13 protein-coding genes are annotated in these 19,157 nt (G+C 41.4%); 4 read left to right on the top strand and 9 right to left on the bottom strand.

Annotation, left to right across the window (positions count from 1 at the left end):
* Positions 1–63: 63 nt before the first annotated feature.
* From OGI71_RS21955 to OGI71_RS21940, 4 genes are all read left to right on the top strand, one after another.
* On the top strand, positions 64–891 hold the full coding sequence (locus OGI71_RS21955) for a DUF4197 domain-containing protein (protein WP_282251948.1): 828 nt from the start codon (positions 64–66) through the stop codon (positions 889–891).
* 162 nt (positions 892–1,053) lie between these two features.
* Complete coding sequence (pepT, locus tag OGI71_RS21950; RefSeq protein ID WP_282251947.1) at positions 1,054–2,316, top strand: peptidase T; 1,263 nt, start codon at positions 1,054–1,056, stop codon at positions 2,314–2,316.
* A gap of 27 nt (positions 2,317–2,343) precedes the next feature.
* Entirely contained in the window at positions 2,344–2,907 is a 564-nt protein-coding gene (locus OGI71_RS21945; RefSeq protein ID WP_120260269.1) for a nitroreductase, read from the top strand.
* 264 nt (positions 2,908–3,171) lie between these two features.
* Positions 3,172–6,345 carry a carboxypeptidase regulatory-like domain-containing protein gene (locus OGI71_RS21940; protein WP_282251946.1) on the top strand — a complete coding sequence of 1,058 codons (3,174 nt, stop codon included), beginning with the start codon at positions 3,172–3,174 and terminating at the stop codon, positions 6,343–6,345.
* A 64-nt stretch (positions 6,346–6,409) separates the two neighbouring features.
* On the opposite strand, the gene OGI71_RS21935 is transcribed toward OGI71_RS21940, so the two are convergent.
* From OGI71_RS21935 to OGI71_RS21895, 9 genes are all read right to left on the bottom strand, one after another.
* Positions 6,410–7,066 (bottom strand): hypothetical protein, encoded by a 657-nt coding sequence (locus OGI71_RS21935; RefSeq protein ID WP_282251945.1) that lies wholly within the window; start codon positions 7,064–7,066, stop codon positions 6,410–6,412.
* 40 nt (positions 7,067–7,106) lie between these two features.
* Positions 7,107–7,655 carry a sigma-70 family RNA polymerase sigma factor gene (locus OGI71_RS21930; RefSeq protein WP_282251943.1) on the bottom strand — a complete coding sequence of 183 codons (549 nt, stop codon included), beginning with the start codon at positions 7,653–7,655 and terminating at the stop codon, positions 7,107–7,109.
* A gap of 179 nt (positions 7,656–7,834) precedes the next feature.
* The gene (locus OGI71_RS21925; protein WP_282251941.1) at positions 7,835–10,432 is read right to left on the bottom strand and encodes a TonB-dependent receptor; all 2,598 of its coding nucleotides are present in this window, start codon (positions 10,430–10,432) and stop codon (positions 7,835–7,837) included.
* 709 nt (positions 10,433–11,141) lie between these two features.
* Positions 11,142–12,398, bottom strand: coding sequence for a putative sulfate exporter family transporter (locus tag OGI71_RS21920; protein ID WP_282251940.1), 1,257 nt, complete (start codon positions 12,396–12,398; stop codon positions 11,142–11,144).
* A gap of 121 nt (positions 12,399–12,519) precedes the next feature.
* Positions 12,520–14,301, bottom strand: a complete 1,782-nt coding sequence (locus tag OGI71_RS21915; RefSeq protein WP_282251939.1) for an acyl-CoA dehydrogenase family protein — start codon at positions 14,299–14,301, stop codon at positions 12,520–12,522.
* 132 nt (positions 14,302–14,433) lie between these two features.
* A complete protein-coding gene (locus OGI71_RS21910) occupies positions 14,434–15,609 on the bottom strand; it encodes an acetyl-CoA C-acyltransferase (protein ID WP_282251938.1) in 1,176 nt (391 codons plus the stop codon).
* 62 nt (positions 15,610–15,671) lie between these two features.
* A complete protein-coding gene (locus OGI71_RS21905) occupies positions 15,672–16,022 on the bottom strand; it encodes a four helix bundle protein (protein WP_282251937.1) in 351 nt (116 codons plus the stop codon).
* Positions 16,023–16,052: 30 nt separating this feature from the next.
* Positions 16,053–18,482 (bottom strand): 3-hydroxyacyl-CoA dehydrogenase/enoyl-CoA hydratase family protein, encoded by a 2,430-nt coding sequence (locus tag OGI71_RS21900; RefSeq protein ID WP_282251936.1) that lies wholly within the window; start codon positions 18,480–18,482, stop codon positions 16,053–16,055.
* Between the two features lie 40 nt (positions 18,483–18,522).
* Positions 18,523–18,963: a MarR family transcriptional regulator gene (locus tag OGI71_RS21895; protein WP_120260278.1), complete on the bottom strand. Its 441-nt coding sequence runs from the start codon at positions 18,961–18,963 to the stop codon at positions 18,523–18,525.
* Positions 18,964–19,157: the final 194 nt, after the last annotated feature.

Genomic DNA, 19,157 nt, shown 5'->3' with positions numbered 1-19,157 from the left:
GGCAATTTAAACTTTTACAAAAATTAACGGTCGATATCCTTAATTTTGACAGCAAAACATATCATGATGAAATTTCCATTACTATATTGTACCCTATTTGTTTCAGGGCTTTTGTTCTCCAACAACAGTGAAGCGCAAATCTTTAAAAAGATCAACGACGCGTTGAATAAAGCAACTCAGAGTCAAACTGACAGCACAAAAAAGACGAATTCGTCAACTGCGAGCTCTTCAACAACGGGTTCTACCAAGTCGAACCCCTTGGCTTCATTATCAAATAAAGATGCTTCATTGGGTATCAAACAAGCTCTAAGCAACGGCCTTAACCTGAGTATTGAGTCTTTGGCAAAAAAAGATGGCTTCTTAGGTGATGCAGCGGTAAAGATTTTAATGCCTGCGGAGGCCCAAAAGGTAGAAAAAACGCTTCGTGCAGTCGGCATGGGCAAGCTTTGTGATCAATTTATTCAAAGCATGAACAGAGCCGCTGAGGGTGCCGTAAAAGAAGCCGCTCCGGTATTCGTAAATGCATTGTCTAAAATGACCATCACTGATGCGACCAATATCCTATTGGGAAGCAAGCAAGATGCTGCAACAACATTTTTCAAAACAAATACATCAACCGAATTAACAAACAAGTTTAGTCCAGTCATTCAATCTGCCATGGGTGTAAATAATGTAGACCAATATTGGACGCAATTGACCTCAGCCTATAATAATTTACCGCTAGGCAATAAGGTAGAAACAAACCTGACCGCTTACGTTACTCAAAAGGCCATAGATGGTTTGTTTATCAAAGTAGCTGATCAGGAATCAAAAATCAGAAACAATATCGGCGGAAGCAGAAATACAAATATCTTGCAGAAAGTATTTGGCTACGCCGACGAAAAAAAATAAGCTAAACCTAGGATTACTCCCCAAAAAAGATACAGGAGGTTAGCGAAATATTACCTCTAGTAAACAAGACTTGTCAGTTTATTGACAAGTCTTGTTTGTTTTTGGTCGAAGCCCGTTAGAATTTGTAAATTTGGTCGCCCTTATCACATTAAGGCGATTAGCATGAGCACATTTGAGATTAATAACATAAGTGACTTTTCAGTTTCGGAAAGATTTCAACGCTACGTACAGATTGACACACAATCTGATGTAAATTCACCGACATGTCCATCTACCGAAAAACAGAAAAATTTGGGTAAATTATTGGTAGAAGAACTCTTATCATTGGGCATTTCGGATGCCGCTATGGATGAGAATGGTTACATCTATGCGACCATCCCCTCCAATACGTCCAAGAAAGTTCCAGTGATCTGTTTCTGCTCTCATATGGACACTTCTCCGGATTCTTCTGGCAAAGATGTAAAACCATTGGTACACCGTAATTACCAAGGACAAGATTTGGTACTTCCAGATGATAATAGCATTGTGATCAAATATGCAGAACATCCCGATCTAGCCAATCAAATCGGAAACGATGTAATTACGGCAAGTGGAACAACGCTTTTAGGAGCGGATGATAAGGCTGGTATCGCTGAAATAATGGATGCTGCACGCCTATTGATGAAACACCCGGAGATTAAACATGGTGATATCAAGATTTTATTCACACCGGACGAGGAAATCGGCCGTGGGGTTGATAAAGCAGATTTAAAACGTCTGGCGGCAGACTTTGCCTACACCATGGACGGCGAAAAAGCCGGCACGATCGAGGATGAGACATTCTCGGCAGATGGAGCAACTTTAACGATCCATGGCGTCTCCGTGCACCCTGGTTTTGCAAAAGGAAAGATGCAAAGTGCGATTAAAATCGCAAGTGCCATCATCGATGCATTACCGAAAGACAGACTTTCTCCAGAAAGCACCAATAAAAAGGACGGTTTTGTGCACCCAGTGAATATCAGTGGATCGGTGGAGAAGGCAGAGATTCAATTTATCATCCGTGATCATGCAACAGCTAATCTGAAAAAACATGAAGATGAACTGGAAGCAATAGCAAAATCTATTGTTGAGCGCTATCCAAATTGTACCTATATATTCACTGTAAAAGAGCAATACCGCAATATGAAAGAGATCCTTGATCAGTATCCAGAAATTATGGAAATTGGCATGGAAGCTATTACAAGAGCAGGTATGGTCGCAGAAAGAAGAAGTATCCGTGGCGGTACCGATGGATCACGCCTATCATTTATGGGGCTTCCATGTCCTAATATCTTTGCGGGTGGACATGCATTTCATGGGAAGCAAGAATGGGTATCAGCACAAGATATGGAAAAAGCGGTCAAAACAATTTTGCATGTTGTATCTTTATGGGAAGAAAAAGCATAAGTACATTCTAAAATCAACATATTTTTAATGAAAAACGACGTTTTAAAAGCAATACACTACAGAAGATCGGTATTTCAAGCTTCTTTTACTGAAGAAGAAGTAAGCAAAGAGGATATCCTTAGCATTTTGGAAGCAGCTAATGCTGCTCCAACACATAAACGGACACAGCCTTGGCGTTTTGTGATCTTCCGTAAAGAAGGGCTTCAACGCTTGGGTACTGAATTATCGCGCATCTATAAATCGGTTACACCAGCGGAGAAATATACGGAAGCGACAGAGATCACCATGGGCAAGAAAGCAACACAATCAAATGTTGCCATTGCGCTTATCGTCAATTATACGGGTGAAGTTCCTGAATGGGAAGAATTGGCTTGTACTGCTGCCGCTGTAGAAAATATGTGGCTCGCTGCACATTCGTTGAATATTGGTGGTTACTGGGCAACACCGGGCTTAATCAATCATTTGGGCGGTTTCCTTAATCTGGAAGAGAACCAAAAATGTATCGGCCTATTTTACTTAGGACATCATGAATCAGATGCGCGCGAACCTGTACGTACGCCTATCGAAGAAAAAATTCGTTGGGAAGAATAAGGTACTGCAACATACGATAAAATCATTAAGGGCTCGAATCATTCGAGCCCTTATTCGTTTGTAAGTTTTTCTTTACCAAGGGATATATACTGTTCGCAGCATCTATCGATTCCCTATTAGTATATGCTGTATCTTTATCTTAACATGGCCAATTCTTTTTAAATATTTAATAATACCGACTTAACAGTTTAGCAATACTATACGAATAATTTCGCAACATACTTGTGACAAACACTGATCAACTAAACTAGAAACGAAATTATTATGCAGAAAAACATCATTTGGTTTGTGCTCCTAACCATTATCACATTTTTTCAAATTCCAAGCAGAAGCTGGGCTCAAGGCACGGAAGCAACCATCACGGGGCGTATCACAGATGGATCTGGACCGGTCAAGGGCAGTTCAGTATCTGTGCGGAATGAATCTACTGGATTTAGACAAACAACTTTGACCAATCAAAATGGGGTATATACCTTTCAGCAGCTGCCCTTAGGCTCTCCATACACCATATCAGTCAATCATGTCGGTTATGCTGAACAAAAGAAAACAGACTATAAATTAAATTATGGCGATGAGCTTACAGTAGATTTTAGTTTATCTTCTACGGAAACTAAGCTTGACGAAGTAATTGTACAGGGCGCTGCTGCTGACCCTAAAAATAAGATCAAAACGTTAGGTGCCTCTACCGCTATTACGGCAAATGATCTTAAGAAAATGCCTGTAAATGGTCGGAATTTTTCTTCGCTGATCGATCTATCGCCAGTGAGCAGCGGGACGAACCTTGCGGGCCAACGCGCATCTTCGACTAATTTTACGGTAGATGGCATGAACTCGCGCAGTACGGTAGCGGGCGGAAATAGCGGTGGTGCTTATTCAATTTCTATGGAGGCTATTCGCGAATTCAAAGTGGTCACCAACGATTATGATGTCACTTTTGGTCGTAGTGGCGGCGGTAGCATTACGACCGTGACCAAATCAGGAACAAATACCCTGACAGGAAGCGCCTTTACTTTTGCCCGGGCAGATTGGCTTTCCAGTAAGTATAATCTGAATGAAACTCCACGCAAACAGAAATTCTCCACTTATCAATATGGATTTTCGTTGGGGGGGCCAATTATTAAGGATAAAGCCCATTTCTTTGTTACATGGGATCGTCAAATGGATACACGTCCGCTTCAGATCGCTGATATCCAAACAACCGAAGATATTGCACGATACAAAGTTACACAAACGACCTTGGATGATTTCACCCGAATTGCTGTAGGTAAATATGGCGCTAGTGCCGACCGTCTATTTGGCTCCTTTGACAAAAAGAAAAAGACTGATGCCGCGTTCGCTCGAATCGACTGGCAATTAAATGAAAAGAACCTATTGACCATTCGCAATAACTTTGTGTATGACTCCGACAATCAACAGGAAGGGGATAATACGGGAATTAACGCCTATGAATCTTACACCAACAGAAAGTATATAAACAATAGCCTTATGGCTTCTTTGCGTACTTCGATCAGTTCCAAGTTGACAAATGATTTAAAGATCCAGCATTTTTACGAACGCTCTGAAGCACAGCATAATGTTGACGGATTTGACCAGTCACATAGTATTCCCCGCGCGATCGTTGAATCCATCCAATCAGTAGATGGCGCGAATAAATACAACAATTCTATCCAACTCGGTGGTCAACGCTTTTCACCAGAATGGTTCAATGGCAATATGCTGCAGTTGGTCAACAACCTATATTACAATACGGATAAGATCAAATATACTTTCGGTGCCGATATCATGTATACGAACATGGATTTTCGTTATGGTAGTGAAATGAACGGTCGTTTTTATTTTACAGGTTTACAAAATTTCGATAACCTGACCCCTTATCGCTATGCGCGCGATGTATATATGACTGACCAAGAAAACACTTTGGTCAACAATCTGGCTGTAGGTGTTTATGGGCAGATGGAAGCTAAAATCGCAAGAGGTCTTGACGTAGTCGGCGGCCTACGTCTGGACAACACGAAATACCTCAAGAAAGCTACATTCAACCAGACGGTCTATGACGAATTAGGTCTTTCAACCGACAATGGGATTAACACGTTTCAAATACAGCCTCGTGTGCAATTCAACTGGGATATCAATGAAGAGAGGAAAAATATCATCCGTTTTGGAGCTGGTATATTTGGGTCGGCACTCAACCCATATTCTATGTTAAACAATATGTTGTTTGATGGTTCACGCATTGCTGGCGTAGATATCACGGATCCTACATTAATTCCTAAGCCAAATTTTGCAGGATATCGCAAGGATCCCGACACAGCTCCCGGACGTGAACTACTGGACAATCCAAAGATCGAAAAACTTGTCACAATCAATACCAATAGCAAGGATGTGAAAGTGCCGACTGTATATAAAGCCAATATTTCCATCAATCATTTCTTCACGCCTTCGCTACGCATCGGTTTAAGTGCTTACGGTACTTGGGGACGCAACAACTATATGTATGTAGATCGCAACATGGTGGAGAACCCTTATTTTAGGTTGACTGCCGAGGATAACCGTGGCGTATATGTTCCTGCGTCAAGCATCAATACCACAAACGGGGCAGCCAACTGGACCAATAGCCGTAAGACCAAACAGGTTGGTCGGGTATTGGAAATGAATAGTGATGGAAAAAACAATTCGTATACCGTAGTATTGGACGGAACTTATCGTTACTACAAGGATGGACAAATCACGATGTCTTATACTTGGAATGATACAAAAGACAATACCTCGTATAATGGTAATGTTGCCAATACTGCTACCCTCTCCCTAATGGTCAAAGACGATCCTCGCAACTTAAGTACAATGTCGTACTCGGATAATCAATTCCGTCATAAAGTCGTGTTCTATGGAACAATGCCCTCTTTATGGGGTGTTTCTATGGGTCTGCGCTTCAGCGGAATTGCTGGAACACGTTATTCATTAGCTGTCAATGGAAATGTCAATGGGGACTTTGTAAATTCCAATGATCTTGCTTTTATCTACGATCCCAACAACAAAAACACCCCGGAATATATCAAAAACGGTATTCAAGCAATCCTGGACGATCCAAATGCTGAGAAAAGCATCAAAAACTACATCAATGGCAATTTGGGTCAAGTAGCAGAACGTAATGGGGGGATCAATGGTTTCTATGGCGTATTTGACCTGCATTTGGCAAAGAATGTAAAGTTCTATAAAAATCATGGACTTGAAGCCTCTATTGATATCTTCAATGTAGCCAACCTCCTGAAAAAAAGCTGGGGTGTAGGACACAACTTGGGCAAACAAAATCTTTATGCGATCAAGAGTTTCGATGCAGCCAATCAGCAATATATTTATAATATGAGTTCAGGCGTTGGTGTATCCAATTTAAACGGTAATCCTTTTCAAATTCAACTTGGGTTGAGGTATGCATTTTAAGAACGGATAATGTTGTCAAAAAAAATGAGCGATTTCTCTTGAAGGAAATCGCTCATTTTTTTTTCTAAGATTTTTCTACCCCAAAACAATGCGGAGGTTTGATGACATTTGATTGTGAGGGATTCTTCATGTCTTCTATGGGAAATGTAATTTTCAAACGGGCTTTGGTTCCCTGCCACTTAACTCCGGACCGAAGAAGCCGTACAGCCTCATCAAAAAGAGCTTGCTCTGGTGTTCCTTCTGCGTGGATCTGATTAGGCAATCCATCCTTTCCGATAGTAAAATTGACAATAATCTCCCCTCCTCTTCCCGTATCCGTTACCTGATTATTAAGGTATTGTTCAAACGCTTTCCATCCTCCTAGCGGTGTTGCCTCTCCGCCATCCAGCAAGGGTTCAATTGCCACCATGTTCTCCGGTTCGCTGAGTGTAACATCTGTGCTGCGCTCCGCTATGCCATTGAAATGTTTAAAATATAGAAGCGCTAATAAAACAACAAACAAAACCCCTGCCGCTGCGCCAATGGCTAAACGTTGCCAAGTATAATATTGTGCATGTCTTGTCGCTATGGTATTTTCCACCCGACGGCTAAGTCTCTGCTGCAGCAAACTTAATTGCTTTGCATCAACTCCATTCTGTAATCGGTATCCATCTATGGCATCCTGTAAAAAGGGATCTTCCAATGCTTCTTTTTCCAGTTGAAACATTTCCTCTCTGCTCATTAGACCATGGATGTAATTATGAATTCGCGATAACTGATAATTATTTTCCATTTTCTTTCCTTTCCATACAGATTTTCAGATTGCGTTTCCCATTCTGGATGGCACTCTTGACTTTATTCAAATCATATCCTGTTAAATCTGCGATGTCTTTATAGCACTTTTGTTCCAGATAAAACAAACGTACACATTCTTTTTGCTCTTCATTTAAAGTATGCATACAACCTTCTAGTTTTTCAAAATCCCGCTCCTCCCATTTTGCCTCTTCACTGGTATTGAGTTTTTGTTCGCTTTCAAACAAATTATCTTCAATATCCACCTGTGTCGTCCGTTTATCTTTGCGTAATTGCATTAAACAATAGTTCTTACTGTATACGTGCAACCAGCTTTTAAAATTATCAATCTCGTAATGACGCAGTTTCGGAATTAGCTCCTCAAAGATCTGCATGACGGCATCCTGGCTACGATCGGGATCTTGCAAATACCTGAAACATACACCATAAAGCAAGGACATATAAGGCGAATATAATTTCCCCAGCGCAGATAGGTCTCCTGTTTTTTTATAATGTTGTAATAGCTCTTTTTCGTTCATGCGCAAATCTTTCACCTTAATGATGAATTAAGATACGGTTTTCCATAAATAAAGCAAGCAGAGGCTGCAAATTATCATCGATAAAATTTCTATTGACACAATCTCTCTTTTCGGATACAAAAAAACCGCCTCTAAATAAATCAGAGACGGCTAATGAAAATATATTATGAATTACGGTCCTAATTTCCCTGTTTCCAATTGTACCGGAGCGTTACGCCGTAGGTTCTTGGATCAGCTACGACTCCGGCATATTGACCATAACTGCCCGGAGCTGCGAGCAATTGCTCGTAGTAATCTTTATTTGTCAAATTTCTGCTCCACACAAAAACTGAAACGCCATTCGACCCCCTAAAACCCAAACGTGCATTCAGCAAAGTATAAGCATCTATATTCAAATACTGCGATGGAGATGAGCTTGAAGAGAATTTGGAGCGATGGAAAAGATCTGCTCCCAAAAAGTAGGAGCCATTGATACCGATCAGTTTGCCGCTCTGATTAACTTCTCCGCCCAAAGACCAAGACCATTTGGATACTCCCGGAAGCACTCCGCCCGAAATATCTTTAAAAGCCTGCGGCCCACCAACTTCTTCCAGCGGAACTGGTGCATTCGTAAATTTTACGTATTTCGCATCTGTATAGGCCAGCGCACCATTCAGGCGCAGAAAGTGACCAATATTAATATTACCGTCGAGTTCCACCCCTTTGACACGTACTTTCTCGGCATTGGCCAAGTAACCCCGATTCACACCTGGTTCAGGTGTTTGTACTTGTGTTTGATAATCTTTGATATCAGTCTGGTAAACGGATAAGTTAAGGATCGAGTTGCGTGTTGGGTTAGTTTTCACACCCAACTCTTTGTGGCGAACTGCTTCTGGTTTTACTTCAGCTAGATCTAGTAGCACAGCACCATTTGCTGTTGGCAATCCGCCAACATTGATTCCAATTGGCTTATAGCTGATAGAGTAGGTTGCATAAGCATTAATCTTGGGGTTGAAACGGTATTTCGCAGACAGTTGTCCTGAAAAATTATCGGCATCTGCGTTTATATCAAAAGTTTGGTTGGTATAGACCCCATTTTTGAGTGCCAACAGCGCCGGATCGGATGTCTGTAGCCCACCATAGGTCTGTCTATCGTAGTTTGCTTTCTTTTTGTCGTAGTTATAGCGCAGTCCTGGTAAGATATGAAGTTTGGAGGTCACCTCCCAGTCAATCTGTGTATAAGCGGCTAAACTTGTACTTTTGATTCCATAAACAGTCTTAATGCCGAAATTGTCAAATAACCCCGGAGTCTCCCATAAGGCGCTCGTAGAGCTTTTCTGAAAGCGCCAGAATGCGGATCCCGTCTCTTCTGTATGCACAGGATCGGTACCAAGATCCTGCCAAAGTCCAAATAAGCCTACTACACCACTTACTTTCTCACTGATTTTGCCAGAATACCTAAATTCTTGCGACCATTGGTTATGCACCGAATTACCTGCGGAAACAGTATAGACAGGAAGACCTAGATAATCCCGGTCATTGAGAGGCACCCAGGTCCATTTTCGCCAAGCTGAAGTTGATGTCAAGGTACCTTCACCAATCTTGATATCAGCATTCAGCGCTACGCCGCCCAATTTATTATCAGCTTTGGATTGCGTATCGAGGTCAATCTTACGTTCAAATGCGCTTTTATAGGGCAATTCATACCCTAAATCTTTGATTATAGCATCAAATTGTCGGTAATCAGCACGTTGGGTTTTAACAACACCTGCGACTGCCCAACCATATCCGTCGGGCTTTTGAGAAGAGACATCTCCTGAGAGTACCAATTTGATATTCTCAGTCGGTGTAAACAGCAATTGCCCCCTAAATCCGAGGTTATTGATATCATTGATCTTTCGATTGGTGTGGACGTTAAACAGATTACCATCCCGTTGCGTGCCCGAAAAGGAGGCCCGCGCAGCCAGATTCTTAGCTAACGGTCCGGAGATAGATGTCTTTGCCTGAATAAATCCCTGATTGCCATAGCTAACTTCAACATTAGCCTCAGGTGTAAATTGGGGTAGCCGTGAAGTAATATTAAAGGCGCCTGCAGTCGTATTTTTACCAAAGAGTGTACCCTGTGGCCCTCGCAATACTTCGATCTGATCAATATCAATAAAGTCTAGCCAAGTTGCAGCTGGCCGAGCGATGTATACACCGTCCAGATAGAATCCGACACCCGGGTCTATACCATCATTGGTAAGTCCATAGGTTGAACCAAGCCCACGGATATTAAGTGTCGTGTTACGTGCGTTGGAAGAATACAATTGCACCGTCGGCACAAGTTCTTTCAGCCGATTGACGTTAAAAGCTCCGGCATCTTCCAAAGCCGCCCCACGGATAATAGAAACGGGGATCGGTACATCCTGTAATTGCTCCTTGCGTCTACGGGCAGTCACGACTACTTGATCTAAGGCTTCCAAACGTGGTGTCAATTCAATTATAGTGGGTGATTGATCAACGACAACCCGTCGTGTTTGATAACCTACAATGGATACAATAAGTGAAAAAGGTAGTTTCTGTCCTGTAACAAATTGAAATACGCCTTTGCTATCGGTCTTCACCTGGTGGGTAACGGCTTCAATTTGTACAGTTACACCTTGCAGGGGCTCTTTTGTAACAGCATCGATCACAGTACCTGTCAATGAAGCATTTATAATGGGTTTAGGATTTTCTACCTGCGCATATGTCTGATAAGAACCAGCTAAAAGCAAGCTAAAAATGACGCTAATTCGAAAAATAGCATTTTTTTTCATAAATTTATTCAGTTTAATAGTGAAAATAAACAAGTGCCAACGCCAATAGAACTTGTTTCATTGTTAAAACTTTGTTTAAAAAGGGAAGCCTCGGCTTCCCTTTTCTAATATAAGAGAGTGTAAGAGAGAAATTTTAACAACACATTCGTTTTTCACTATTTCCTAGGGTAGTAAAAACCACTTCCAATGAAGTAATCTGTAAGCTTGTTTTTAAAAAGTAATCTTTTTTCATTCTTTCCATAATTAAGTATGCTCATTTTTTGTCAGCCCTCATGACTCACTGTAAATCAGGACGACAGTACAAATATAGAAATATTTTTTAAAAGACTACTAATTTGATAGATTTTATAAATATTTTTTTTAAAAACGTTATTAAACACTAATTAACAACCACTTACACTATAAAAAAATAGATTTTACGCATCATATTTCTTGTATAAACCTTTCATATCTATTCACGTACATGAGGTTTTCCCTTAGGTTTAGCTTTGCTTTTTCATGCGCGACCAACATTGTCTTATCCGACAACCCAAACACTTTAGTAAGAAAAAATTGAATCCTCTATTTTCTTGGAGGCCCTTCGGCAGAACTATGGCGAGATCGAGAAAATGAAAAAAGGTAGAACAAAAAAGTCCGCCAAGGATAGCAGACTTTTTTTGCAAATCTTATTTAGCTCCGAAAGTATTCGGCCCATATACATACCAATAAATTATCGAAACAGCACCAGTGCGATCAACAAAGTCACTACGACATTAAAGGTCTGCGCAATCAAAAATGCATAAAGGGGTTTCTTATTATCTTGTACAAAAAGGTCTTTGAAATTTGTTTCCAGACCGATCGAAGTAAATGCTAAGGTAAACCAGAGTCCCTGCAGGTTTTTCAGACTACCCTTGACAGCATCAATTTTTTCAGGAGAAATTACAAAGGAAAATAATAGCGATGCAAATACAAACCCAAGCACAAATTTAGGGAAGCGTTCCCAGATAATCTTTAACGTCGGTTTATCCCGCTTTGTTTCGTCATCCACAGATTTTGCATAGGTCCAATAAATACTGATCGCGAATGCCGCTAGTCCTAACAATACGTTTTGCGAGAATTTGACAATTGTACTGATCTTTAACGCTTCCTCTCCAACAAGGGAGCCTGAAGCAACAACAGCTCCTGTTGTATCGATACTACCTCCTAGCCATGCACCGGTCACCTCTTGCGATAAGCCCATCCATTCAGCCATATAGGGCATAAAAATCATCATTGGAATTGCGGTGATCAACACCAGGGAAATCACATAAGAAAGTTTTTTGCTATCACCTTTAATAGCTCCTGAGGTAGCAATGGCCGCTGAAACACCACAAATAGAAACTGCACTGGACAACATCAGGGACATTTCCTTGTCTATCTTCAATTTTTTACAGAGCCAAAAAGCGAAATACCAAACTGACAATACAACTGCCAAAGCTTGGATAAGTCCCAATGAGCCCGCTTTAAGGATATCCCCAAAGATAACAGTGGTACCCAATAGAATCAATCCGATCTTGACATACAATTCAGTACTCAAGGCTTCTTTAAACCAGGTAGGCAGCTTAAAACAATTGCTAATGACCAAACCTATAATCAAACTAAAAATAACAGCCTCGAGATTATATTCTTTCACTGTCGAATTGCCCGCTACTATCAGCGCAAATACAGTCAAAATAAACACTACAGGAAATACGACCAGCAGATGTTTAACGGATTTACCAAGCAAAAACGCCCCAAAAACACCTGTCACAAAGACAAAGATAAACTGCTGAAAAATCTTGTTGAGATTGGCCGAATCAAAAATTGTGGAGGTCAGTTCGGAAAAGTTACTCCAGGAAAAATTAGGTACAGGTGCAAAAATACCCGAAAGTGCTAAAAAAATGGTAGCGAGTCCCAAAATGACGACTACCCAGTCTTCTGTAAGTGCAAATGATCTTGACGATGCCATATAACGGTTAGTATTAAAAGGCTAAATTTAATATAATTGTAGCTACTTTTCGTTATTGTAACACAAAAATGGCCGAAGATTTCTCTCCGGCCACACAACCAAAACCAATAATCATTATCAATCAAAAACAATATTTATTTTCTTCTATTAATTTTTTAGCAATCCGCTGACGTGCGTCTTTGATGTTAAATGGTTGCGCTTTAGTGAATCGACGTAATCCAACCAGCATCATATTCAACTCATCGCCTTCACCAAAGGAATACAGCGCTTCTTTACCCGCAGCATTGATTTTATCAATCGCACCATACAGATAGATCTTCGCCATATCTGTCGCATACTCGGCCTTTTCAGAACCAGTATGGACAAGCTTTTCTGCACGTAACAATACAGATTCCGTAATGTATACGTAACCGATAATATCTGCGATATTCATTAGAATCTCTTCTTCTTTTGAAAGCGACATCATCAGCTTTTGAACAGCGGCTCCGGCAATGAGTAAGCCTGCTTTCTTAAGGTTGGAGACAATTTTCTTCTCTGCTGCGAATGGTGCATCATCTTCTTCCCCGAAATCAGGAATAGCCAGCAGTTCACTTGCCACTGCCTGCGCTGGCCCCATCAGATCCAGTTCACCTTTCATGGCTCGTTTTAACAACATATCTACAACAAGCAGTCTATTCACCTCATTGGTACCCTCGAAGATCCTGTTGATCCGTGAATCGCGATAAGCACGCTCCATCGGCGCATCAGCTGAATAACCCATTCCACCATAAATCTGCACACCTTCATCCACCACATAATCTAACATCTCAGAACACCATACTTTGATAATAGCGCACTCGATCGCAAATTGTTCAACTGATTTCAATTTGGCTTTTGCTTCGTCCATACCGCCTGCAATCAATGCATCATAGGCATCATCAATATTTTGACCCGCACGATAGGATGCTGATTCCACAGCAAATAAACGTGTCGCCATCTCTGCCAATTTGTATCGAATAGCACCAAACTTAGAAATCGGCAAGTTAAACTGCACACGTTCATTGGCATATTGAACCGCGTGATTGATCACCATACGAGCTGAACCATTTGTCGCAGCACCCAACTTGATCCGTCCGATATTCAGAATGTTTACGGCAATCTTAAATCCGTTTTCCCGCTCGGATAGCATGTTTTCAACCGGAACGGCGCAGTCATTAAAGAAAATCTGGCGTGTGGAGGATCCCTTGATTCCCAATTTATGTTCTTCGGGGTTCATGGTGATTCCGCCAAAATCTTTTTCAACAATAAATGCTGTCAGGTTCTTATCATCATCGATTTTTGCAAATACAATAAAGATATCTGCAAATCCACCGTTGGTAATCCACATTTTCTGACCATTGATCAGATAATGAGTTCCTTCAGCATTTAGTTTTGCGGAGGTGCGGCCGGAATTGGCATCTGATCCGGCATTTGGTTCTGTCAAACAGTAGGAAGCCTTCCATTCGCCAGTTGCGAGTTTAGGAATATACTTCGCTTTCTGCTCCGCATTACCATAGTAAAGGATAGGCAAAGTACCAATACCTGTATGTGCAGACAAAGCGACGGCAAAAGAGAAACCTCCACCTACGGCCTCTGCTACGAGCATCGACGTATTGAAGTTTTTACCAAACCCACCATACTCTTCCGGAATCGACACCCCCAGCATACCTAGTTCACCAGCTTTATCCATCAGGTTAGGCATCAATCCCTCCTCTTGTGCATCAATACGATCAAGCTTATTTAATACTTCGGTATCTAAGAAATCCAAACAGGTCTGACGAATCATTTTCGCTTCTTCATCAAACTCCTCTGGGATAAAAATAGCTGTATAGGGAGTCTCTCTAATAACGAACTCACCGCCTTTGATTGCTTTATTTTCGCTCATTGTTTTTTAGATTTGAGGTGCAACCCTAAGTTGGCTTTTGACCACCCAGGTTTACACAATATTTTGAATATTTTTATCTGCTATGAGACTAGCAAATAAAATGGTTTATACTGTTATTTTTAGTGTCCGAACTTAGTCTAATAGTTCAAAGATACCGGCCGCTCCTTGACCTGTTCCCACACACATCGTCACCATACCATATTTTTTGCCACGACGTTTCAATTCATGCAAAACCTGCACGGTCAGCTTCGCTCCTGTACAGCCTAGCGGATGCCCCAAGGCTATCGCTCCACCATTGACATTGACCTTTTCTTCATCAAGCCCCAGTTCACGAATAACAGCCAAAGACTGGGAAGCGAAAGCTTCGTTCAATTCAAATAAATCGATATCTTCTTTTTTAAGTCCAGCCCGTTCCAAAGCTTTTGGTATCGCATAGATCGGTCCGATTCCCATGATCCGCGGTGGTACGCCTGCAACAGCAAAACTGACCAACTTGGCAATGGGTTTAACACCCAACTCTTTCACTTTTGCCTCAGACATAACCAACACAAATGCTGCGCCATCCGATGTCTGTGAGGAGTTTCCTGCTGTCACCGAACCATTGGCCGCAAATACAGGCTTCAACTTACCCAGAGCTTCCAGGGATGTATCTGCACGAGGCCCTTCATCGGTATCTACAACATATTTACGAGTCGCTATCTTACCGTCCTTCAGATAGTTCTCTTTGACTGTGATCGGCACAATACCATCTTTAAGATGACCATTTTGAATAGCGGCAACAGCCTTTTGATTGGACTTCAGTGCAAAGGCATCTTGATCTTCACGGGAGACATTGTAGTCCTTCGCTACAGCCTCTGCAGTCAGCCCCATACCCCAATACCAATCGGGATGCTCTTGGGCAACGACAGGATTGGGAACAATTTTCCAGCCTCCGAAAGGCATTCCGGACATCACTTCAACACCTCCTGCGATAATGACATCAGCCATACCGGTTTTGATCTTTGCAACCGCCGTGGCGATCGTCTCCAATCCAGAGGCACAATACCGATTGACGGTAACGCCTGGCACTTTATCTGTATCTAAACCCATCAGGGAAATAAAACGTGCCATGTTAAGCCCCTGTTCTGCCTCAGGCATCGCATTCCCTACAATGACATCATCTATATCTTCTTTATTTAAATTCGGCACAGTGGACACGAGATGTTTAATTACATCTGATGCTAAATCATCAGCCCGCATAAAGCGAAATCCTCCTCGAGGCGCTTTACCTACTGCTGTACGAAATCCTGCTACTATGTATGCTTCCATTATTTTTATTTTAGTAGTGAGTAGTGGGTATTCAGTATTGAGTACCACCACTCAATTATCATTCATTTTAAAGACTTTATAAGATTGTATAGCATTTTTTCAATTTCTTCGATTTCCGCAACCAATCCATCTTTAATTTCTTTATTTAAAAATGTAAGTCGATAAGCCAATTCAATCTGTGTCTGTAACTCATAAGCAGAGCCGTTTGCTATTCCAAGAAATTGTATAAACTCACCTTTTGTATTTCTACCTGCACCTTCAGCAATATTTGAGCAAATAGAGATTGCACTTCTCCTGATTTGGGATATCAATCCGAATTTCTCTGTATTCGGAAGATCTTCTGTACAGCTATAAATGCTGACAGTCATATTCATTGCCTTTTGCCATACTTTTAATTCTTGAAACTTATGCATTGCTCAATACTCATTACTCAATACCCAATACTAATTTCGTAAAGGTTTTCCTTTTGTCAACATGTACTGAATTCTTTCAAGTGTTTTACGTTCAGCACAGAGCTCAAGGAAGGTCTTTCGTTCAAGGTCCAACAAGTACTGTTCAGAGACTTCCGTTGGCGATGACAGGTTACCACCACACATCACCCAACCCAGTTTTTCCGATATTTTGCGATCATAGTCGGAGATATAATTTCCTTCACGCATGGATGATGCTCCTACATATACAATCCCTAAACCTTGATTACCTAGCACTTTGATATCGTTTCGTGGTGCGGGTTGTACGTAACCTTCATCCGCCAACTCCAATGCCTTTGCTTTTGCGTCAGCAAGTAAGCGTGCACGGTTCATCGTGATCGCAAATTTATCTTTCTGTAGATATCCCAGCTCATAGGCCTCGTAAGCAGAGGTCGAGACTTTCGCCTGACCAATAGTCAGGAATTTATCCTTTAACGTATTCTGAACGATTTGATCATCTTTAAATTCTTCGGAAGCACGCAATGCAAATTCTTTAGTTCCACCACCACCTGGGATAACACCTACGCCCAGTTCCACTAAGCCCATGTAGGTTTCGGCATGAGCCTGCACAAAATCTGCATGCATCGAAAATTCACAGCCACCGCCTAAGGTCATCTGAAATGGCGCTACGACAACCGGAATGGATGAATAACGCAAACGCATGGATGTATTTTGAAAGGCTCGAACGGCCATATTTAACTCATCAAAATCCTGCTCCACAGCCATCATGAAAATCATTCCAATATTGGCTCCAGCAGAGAAATTTTTTCCGTCATTGGAAACAACCAATCCACGGTATTCCTTTTCAGCAAGATCTATTGCCTTATTCAAACCCTGAATCACATCGCCACCGATCGTATTCATCTTGGTATGGAACTCACAATTGATGATTCCATCACCGAGATCAATAATTGAAACACCTGTATTTTTCCAGATGGTTTTGCTTTCACGGATATGATCCAAAACAATCAAATCCTCTGTTCCAGGAATAGCTTTATAGGATTTGGATGCAATATCATAGTAATGGCGAACACCATTTTCTATTCTATAGAAAGATTCATGTCCTGAATCCAACATTTCATGCACCCAGGATGCCACCTCACCATCTTGTCCGGGCAAACGCTTCTCTTCGGCCTTGATCTTAGCCAAGGTCTCACGGACCCCCAAAGCATCCCAGACTTCAAATGGCCCAAGTTCCCAACCAAAGCCAGCACGCATGGCATCATCTATACGGAAGAAATCATCTGTGATTTCAGGAACACGACGTGAAACATATTCAAATAAAGGATAATGCATGGCACGGAAGAGCTCCGCCGCCTTGTCTGTTCCTTGTTCATAGACTTTCATCCGCTTACGGATATCTTCAACTGGCTTGGTAGCCTCTAATGTTGTTGACTTAACTTTTTGTTGCGAGCCAAATGTTAATGTTTTAAGATCTAAGGAAAGGATTTCGGAATTACCATCAGCGGCTTTTACCTTTTCATAAAATCCTTTTTTTGTTTTTTCACCTAGCCATTTATTTTCAACCATCTTACTGATAAAGGCAGGAAGCTGGAAGACGCCTTTGGCTTCATCTTCGGGCGCATTCTGTGCCAGTCCATTAGCTACATTCACCAAGGTATCAAGACCTACGACATCCGCAGTACGGAAAGTTGCTGATTTGGGATGTCCCATTGCGGGGCCTGTATATTTATCCACTTCCTCCACTGTCAGCCCTAAAGGCTCAACCAGATGAGTCACTGCCAACATCGAATAAACGCCAATCCGGTTACCGATGAATGCTGGTGTATCCTTACACAGAACAACCGTCTTCCCTAGCATCTTATCGCCAAAATGAAGCACGAAATCAACAACCTCAGCCTTAGTGTGCGGTGTCGGAATTACCTCCAATAAAGGCAGATAGCGCGGTGGATTGAAGAAGTGTGTCCCGCAAAAATGATCTTTAAAATCTTCACTCCGTCCCTCTGTCATCAGATGAATAGGAATACCAGAAGTATTGGAAGTAATCAATGTCCCTGGTTTACGGAATTGTTCTACACGGTCAAAAACAGATTTTTTAATATCTAATCGTTCCACAACGACTTCGATGATCCAGTCCACTTGTGCGATGTCTTGGAGGTTATCATCAAAATTCCCTGTTTTGATACGTTTTACAAAGGATTTGCTGTAAATTGGCGAAGGATTTGTCTTTAAAGCAGTCTCTAACGAACTGTTGACAATCCGATCCCGAACGGCTTTACTCTCTAACGTTAGACCCTTAGCTTGTTCTGCTGGCAGCAGTTCGCGGGGAACAATATCCAGCAGCAATACCTCGACACCAATGTTAGCAAAATGACAAGCAATTCGCGAGCCCATAACACCCGAACCGAGAACCGCCACTTTTCTAATATTTCTGTTCATCATAACATATTTATCATGCACATCTGTACATTTGGTTTAACTTCTATACGATCACTTCTTCCTTATAACTGGTCGCCAGCTCATTGAGCTTAGCCAAAGAAGCAATCAATTGATCACGTTCATTTTCCGAAAAATTATCAGCGAGGTACTGATTAAAATTACGTACCACATCCTTGGCTATTCTTCTTTTCTCCCGACCCAAATCTGTCAGATACACCTTTACAGAGCGTTTATCCGTTTCGCTGGTCTCCCGATAAATGAATCCCAAGGATTCTAAGTTATTTAACACCCGGGACAAACTCGTTGTTTTAACTCCCGTCAAATTCGCAATCTGAGAAACAGGAGTACCCTCCTTATGGATATTGATTAAAATATAACCAGCAGCCTGGGTAAAGCCATACTGCGAAGCAATTTGATTATATTTATTGGCAATCGTTTGCCAACCTGTTTTTAAAAAATAGTCGATTGTCTGATTTTGGTCCATAGCGTAATCACAAGCGATTTATTATTATGCTTGCATAACAAATATAATAGTTAAGAATTAGAATAACAAGCTAGAAAATGTAATTTTTATGAATTATCGTCCACCTTCTCTTAAGAAGTGTATTTCTTGCACTTTTATGACCAAAACCTCATTGTGGAAAACTTTTAACAACTGAAACACAGTTAAATAAAGTA

The sequence above is a fragment of the Sphingobacterium sp. ML3W genome (genome assembly GCF_029542085.1).
GTDB lineage: Bacteria > Bacteroidota > Bacteroidia > Sphingobacteriales > Sphingobacteriaceae > Sphingobacterium.
Note: the sequence above shows the minus strand (reverse complement) of the source record. Positions and strands in the feature narration are given on the sequence as shown.

What these genes read in the sequence shown, in the direction of transcription:
- OGI71_RS21955 (WP_282251948.1), top strand. Translation starts at nt 64, where the DNA reads ATGATGAAATTTCCATTACTATATTGTACCCTATTTGTTTCAGGGCTT.
- pepT (WP_282251947.1), top strand. Translation starts at nt 1,054, where the DNA reads ATGAGCACATTTGAGATTAATAACATAAGTGACTTTTCAGTTTCGGAA.
- OGI71_RS21945 (WP_120260269.1), top strand. Translation starts at nt 2,344, where the DNA reads ATGAAAAACGACGTTTTAAAAGCAATACACTACAGAAGATCGGTATTT.
- OGI71_RS21940 (WP_282251946.1), top strand. Translation starts at nt 3,172, where the DNA reads ATGCAGAAAAACATCATTTGGTTTGTGCTCCTAACCATTATCACATTT.
- OGI71_RS21935 (WP_282251945.1), bottom strand. Translation starts at nt 7,066, where the DNA reads ATGAGCAGAGAGGAAATGTTTCAACTGGAAAAAGAAGCATTGGAAGAT.
- OGI71_RS21930 (WP_282251943.1), bottom strand. Translation starts at nt 7,655, where the DNA reads ATGAACGAAAAAGAGCTATTACAACATTATAAAAAAACAGGAGACCTA.
- OGI71_RS21925 (WP_282251941.1), bottom strand. Translation starts at nt 10,432, where the DNA reads ATGAAAAAAAATGCTATTTTTCGAATTAGCGTCATTTTTAGCTTGCTT.
- OGI71_RS21920 (WP_282251940.1), bottom strand. Translation starts at nt 12,398, where the DNA reads ATGGCATCGTCAAGATCATTTGCACTTACAGAAGACTGGGTAGTCGTC.
- OGI71_RS21915 (WP_282251939.1), bottom strand. Translation starts at nt 14,301, where the DNA reads ATGAGCGAAAATAAAGCAATCAAAGGCGGTGAGTTCGTTATTAGAGAG.
- OGI71_RS21910 (WP_282251938.1), bottom strand. Translation starts at nt 15,609, where the DNA reads ATGGAAGCATACATAGTAGCAGGATTTCGTACAGCAGTAGGTAAAGCG.
- OGI71_RS21905 (WP_282251937.1), bottom strand. Translation starts at nt 16,022, where the DNA reads ATGCATAAGTTTCAAGAATTAAAAGTATGGCAAAAGGCAATGAATATG.
- OGI71_RS21900 (WP_282251936.1), bottom strand. Translation starts at nt 18,482, where the DNA reads ATGATGAACAGAAATATTAGAAAAGTGGCGGTTCTCGGTTCGGGTGTT.
- OGI71_RS21895 (WP_120260278.1), bottom strand. Translation starts at nt 18,963, where the DNA reads ATGGACCAAAATCAGACAATCGACTATTTTTTAAAAACAGGTTGGCAA.